This window comes from Methyloceanibacter sp., assembly GCF_051306395.1.
Taxonomy (GTDB): Bacteria; Pseudomonadota; Alphaproteobacteria; order Rhizobiales; family Methyloligellaceae; genus Methyloceanibacter.
Genome location: NZ_JBPPND010000093.1, coordinates 1 through 4239, shown reverse-complemented (window position 1 = coordinate 4239; position 4239 = coordinate 1). Strand labels below are relative to the sequence as shown.

Sequence of the window (4239 nt, the reverse complement as noted above, 5' to 3'; positions counted from 1 at the left end):
TCGGCTGGCGCGAATTCTCCTACCACTTGCTCTATCGCTTCCCCGAAATGCCGGAGAAGCCGCTGCGCCCCGAGTTCGCGGACTTTCCTTGGCGGGAAGACAGACAAGCGCTGCGCGCCTGGCAGCGCGGGGAGACAGGCTATCCTGTCGTGGATGCCGCCATGCGCCAGCTTTGGCATACGGGGTGGATGCCCAACCGCGCGCGTATGATCGTGGCCTCCTTTCTCGTGAAGCATCTACTGCTGCCCTGGCAAATGGGTGAAGCCTGGTTTTGGGATACGCTGGTGGATGCCGATCTCGCCAACAATGCCGCGAGCTGGCAGTGGGTCGCGGGCTGCGGCACGGACGCGGCGCCCTTTTTTCGCGTCTTCAATCCCATCCTCCAAGGCCGGAAATTCGATCCGGACGGCGACTATGTCCGCCAATGGGTGCCGGAGCTGGCCGAACTTCCCGCGGCGGGCATTCACGCCCCATGGGAGGCGCCGGAAATGGTGCTCGCGCAATCGGGTGTTGTGCTCGGGGAGAGCTATCCCGAGCCGATCGTCGATCATGCCGCGGCGCGCGCCCGCGCCCTCCGCGCCCACGACAAGATAAAGCGCTAGAGCGGATCGAGTAGGCCGAACGCTGCGACCCGTGCAAAGTCGCCGGCGATCAGCTTGTCGCCGATATCGCGCCGATAACGGGCATTCATCACCATCACCTTGTCCGCAAGGGCAACCGCGGCGGCGCGCGCAATCGCAATGGTTTCGCCGGCGCCTGTGACCACGAGCGTGTAACCGCTCGCGCCGCTCGTTACGAGCATATCGCCCTGCGCGGCGACCTCGCCGTAGTGAACATGCATTTGCTCGGCTTCGGATAGACCGCCGTCGAACAGGATCGGCAGCCCGACGGGTTCGGCGACCTGCTCCCGGGAATAAGGAAAGGGCGGCGTGGTGACGACGATGCCGACGCAGAAGCCAGGTTCGGTCTCGAATTGGAGCTGCGTGCGGCGGATCATGGCCCCGAACAGATCGGCCCAGGATGTGCGTTGCAGCGGCTCGAGAATGGCGTAACCGGGATAGCCGAAGCGGCAGGTGAACTCGAGCGGCCATATGCCGTCCTCATTCACGATGGTGTTGAGGTTGATGTAGCCGCAATAGCCGTGCTCGGCGAGGTAGGGCCGCATCTTGGCGAGTGTCCGCTCGAAGAACGTCCTGCTGCGATCATAGGTGACGACGGTTCCCATCTCGCCGGTCAACTCGCCGAGATCGCCGGGGAAGAAGCGCTTGTGCTCCCAGTCGAGGCAGGCGGGCTCGAGGAACTCGACGCCGTTGAAGTAGGCGCCGACGCCCATCTCGACGCCGTCGATGAAGTCCATGAGGATGAAGCTCGTGCCGGCATAGCGCGGATCGGCAGCGAGCACGTGACGAACGTCCTCCCCGTCGGCCTGCCGTCCCACGTAGCTAACCGCGTCCGGTCCGTTCGCCTTCAGCACGTAGCGCGCCGGGTGCTCGGCAATATAGGCGCGCGCGGCCTCCATGTCGGAAAAGCTTTCGACCCGCGCCGTGCGGAAGCCGAGCTCGGCGAGAAGCCCTTGCGCATAGGCGCGGTCGTTCTCGAGCCGTGCGCCGTAGTCGCTGCTGCCGATGACGTTTAAACCTTCGCGCCTCAGCCGGTCCTGAACCGCGCCCCGCCCGGCGCCGACATTCTCGAACAGGATGTAGCCGTCGAGGCCGGCCGCGCGTACCCAATCGAGTTCAGCCTCCCATGAAGACACGCGCTCGATGAGGCCGGCGAGCGTATCGCTAGACAGGGAATCGGCGATATGGACCTTGACCTCGTGCCCGTCGGCGGCGAGGCGCAAATACAGCGAGGACAGATCGCCGCTGTCGCCGATCCCGAGGAAGCGCATTAGCCGGCGCTCCGCAACGCTAAGCGGCCTCGCTGCGCCGGTTATCGAAGCCGAAATGCCGGCGATAGCGCTCGAAGCAGCGCGCGCCGTGCCACAACCTCAGGAGCGCGCCTTCGCCTATCGCGACCGCACGACTGGGGTCCTCGGCCACGAGCGGCCGCAGCACCTCGCGGTTCCAGCATTCGGAATGCTTGATGTCGAGCACCGCGTGAAGCGTGAAGTAAAGGCGCTTCTTGGTAGGCACGCGCAACCTCTTCAGTCCGTCGGCAACGAAGCCGGCCCTGGTCGGGGCCGTCATCTCGATCACGCCGAGGGCACCCACCGACTGGAAGCAGTAGCGGCGGCTGCGCGCCATGGCGAGCATGGCGTTGCCAAGCGCGAGCGACTCGGGCACGACGCGCTCGGGCCTCGCATCGATGTCGAGAAAGTCGACGAGGCGTTCCAGCAGCGGTCCGTGCATGGCGCTTTCGCGGCCGCGGCCCATTTCGTCCCAGTAGTTGCGCGCCATCTCGAGCTTGGCCGCGATCGGCATCTTCACCTGCGTCATGGCGAGGAGATCGTCGAAGCCAGCTTCGCCCGCGACCTCCTGAGTGAGGAACCACAGCATGTCATCGCGTGTCGCCTCCTCAGCGAGCCAGGGAAAGAGCGGGTCACCCTGCCCGGGCCCGGTCTCGCGCAAATCCTCGAACCAGGCGATGAAGCCGTCGACGTCCGTCGGGATATCGGAAAGAAGGGGCTCGACCGCAGCCCGAGCGGCCTCCACATACTCGCCTTCGGCGCGCATGGCCCGTGCGAGCCCCTCAAGCTCCTCTCGCCATGTCCGGGAGGGAAATCCCGGCTCGATCTGTGCGCCGTTGTATTTGGCGAGCTCTGTATGAAAGCGTACGAAGTCTGATCCGTCCAAAGCATCCGCATGCTCGGTCCAGGATAGGTCAGTAGGCGTCACGGGCGTCATCCTCGTTTTGTGGTTATGAGACCGACGGCGGCGATCCGATCCGCCTTCCCGTAGGCAGGCTTCTCGAGCTCCTCGCCGAACACGTCGGGATCGATCTCCTCATAACGAAAGTGGGCCGCCCGAAGTTGCAGTAGCCCTTGAACACTTTGAAAAAACGGGTCGGCCCCGGCCACGATTGGCGTGCCGGTATAGAGAACGAGCCGTCCTCCCGGCTTCAGCCGGTCGAGCGCCTCGGCGACGATCCGCCCGGCGAGCGCGATGCCGAGCGCGCCGCCCCCGTGGCGGTAGAGCCGCTCATCGTCGTCCACCAGGTAAGGCGGGTTGGCGATCACGACGTCCGGCGCGCCATCGACCCCGGTCAGGACGTCGCTCAAAGCCGTCCTTGCGCTCGTGACGCCCGCAAGCCCGGCGTTGGCCGCGGCGAATTGGAGAGCGCTTGGGTTGATGTCGGCAAGGACGATCTCGCTTCCCGGCGCAAGCAGCCGGCCCGCATGGATGCCGCCTGCCCCGCTGCCGCAGCCGATGTCCACGAGCAGGATGGGTCCGCGCGCGGCAAGATCGCTTATCGCGCCGTCGAGCAGCCTGAGGAAGCGATAGGTGTCCGGCCCAAAGAAGACGGCGTCCTGAGCCGTCGTTGGAAAGCCGGAATGGGCGAACTGGAGATCGCCGGCCGTGGCGTAGCGGAGCCGCGCCCGGTAGCTGCCCTTCTCCTCCACAAGGCCGCCAGCCTCCGCGAGCACGTTCATCATCGCCTCGCCGAGCAGGCCGGAAGCGAACGGCAGGTTCCAGCCAAAGACGTCCTCCAACGACGCGGCCTCGCCGCCGCGGGCCAGCACGCGTTCATGGGTCGCCGGCGTAACCGTCACGAACCGGTAGCTGCTCGCTTGCAGCATCCTGCCGAGCTCGACCAAGGCCGCGCCTGTCCTGTCCATGTCCAGACACCAAACTGCTGTTTGTCCACGCGACTAAGGCGTCATTGGCCTGATTTTTGTCAATGCCGCCGATGACGCCGCCGAGCGTTCAGTTGGGGACGCGACGATGCGGCGCCTAGGTTCAAGGCGAAACCTAGGCTAATCTGGTCCGCAACGTGATGAGTCGCCATGGAAGGCGGCCTTCGACTGGGCAGGTGGGAAACGTAGGATGTTCTCCGAACTCGACCCGCTACTTCTCTCGCGAATTCAATTCGCCTTCACGATCTCCTTCCACATCATCTTTCCGTCCTTCACCATCGGCCTGGCCGCCTGGCTCATGGTGCTCGAGGCGCTGTGGCTCAAGACCGGCAAGCAAATCTACGCCGACATCTCCCGCCATTGGATCAAGATCTTCGCCATCTCCTTCGGCATGGGCGTGGTCTCCGGCGTGGTCATGTCCTACGAGTTCGGCACCAATTGGA

At 64.9% G+C, this 4239-nt stretch carries 5 protein-coding genes; 2 read left to right on the top strand and 3 right to left on the bottom strand.

All coding sequences use genetic code 11. The features are described from left to right. A partial coding sequence (locus ACSLE4_RS05295; RefSeq protein ID WP_435903435.1) for a cryptochrome/photolyase family protein occupies positions 1-602 on the top strand: 602 nt, incomplete at its 5' end. Here ACSLE4_RS05295 and ACSLE4_RS05290 read toward each other — a convergent pair. From ACSLE4_RS05290 to ACSLE4_RS05280, 3 genes are read right to left on the bottom strand one after another with little or no spacing between them, the layout of a single operon-like run. Beyond that, positions 599-1891: a hypothetical protein gene (locus tag ACSLE4_RS05290; protein ID WP_435903434.1), complete on the bottom strand. Its 1293-nt coding sequence runs from the start codon at positions 1889-1891 to the stop codon at positions 599-601. The two genes, ACSLE4_RS05295 and ACSLE4_RS05290, sit on opposite strands and share 4 nt — an antisense overlap. A 19-nt stretch (positions 1892-1910) precedes the next feature. Further along, the gene (locus ACSLE4_RS05285) at positions 1911-2837 is read right to left on the bottom strand and encodes an iron-containing redox enzyme family protein (protein ID WP_435903433.1); all 927 of its coding nucleotides are present in this window, start codon (positions 2835-2837) and stop codon (positions 1911-1913) included. A 5-nt stretch (positions 2838-2842) separates the two neighbouring features. Next, complete coding sequence (locus tag ACSLE4_RS05280; RefSeq protein WP_435903432.1) at positions 2843-3778, bottom strand: methyltransferase; 936 nt, start codon at positions 3776-3778, stop codon at positions 2843-2845. A 208-nt stretch (positions 3779-3986) separates the two neighbouring features. On the opposite strand from ACSLE4_RS05280, the gene ACSLE4_RS05275 reads away from it, so the two are divergent. Continuing rightward, on the top strand, positions 3987-4239 hold a 253-nt coding region (locus ACSLE4_RS05275; protein WP_435903431.1), incomplete at its 3' end, for a cytochrome ubiquinol oxidase subunit I.

Bases quoted from the DNA above. Each gene is read 5' to 3' on its own strand.
- ACSLE4_RS05290 (WP_435903434.1), bottom strand. From the start codon at position 1,891: ATGCGCTTCCTCGGGATCGGCGACAGCGGCGATCTGTCCTCGCTGTAT.
- ACSLE4_RS05280 (WP_435903432.1), bottom strand. From the start codon at position 3,778: ATGGACAGGACAGGCGCGGCCTTGGTCGAGCTCGGCAGGATGCTGCAA.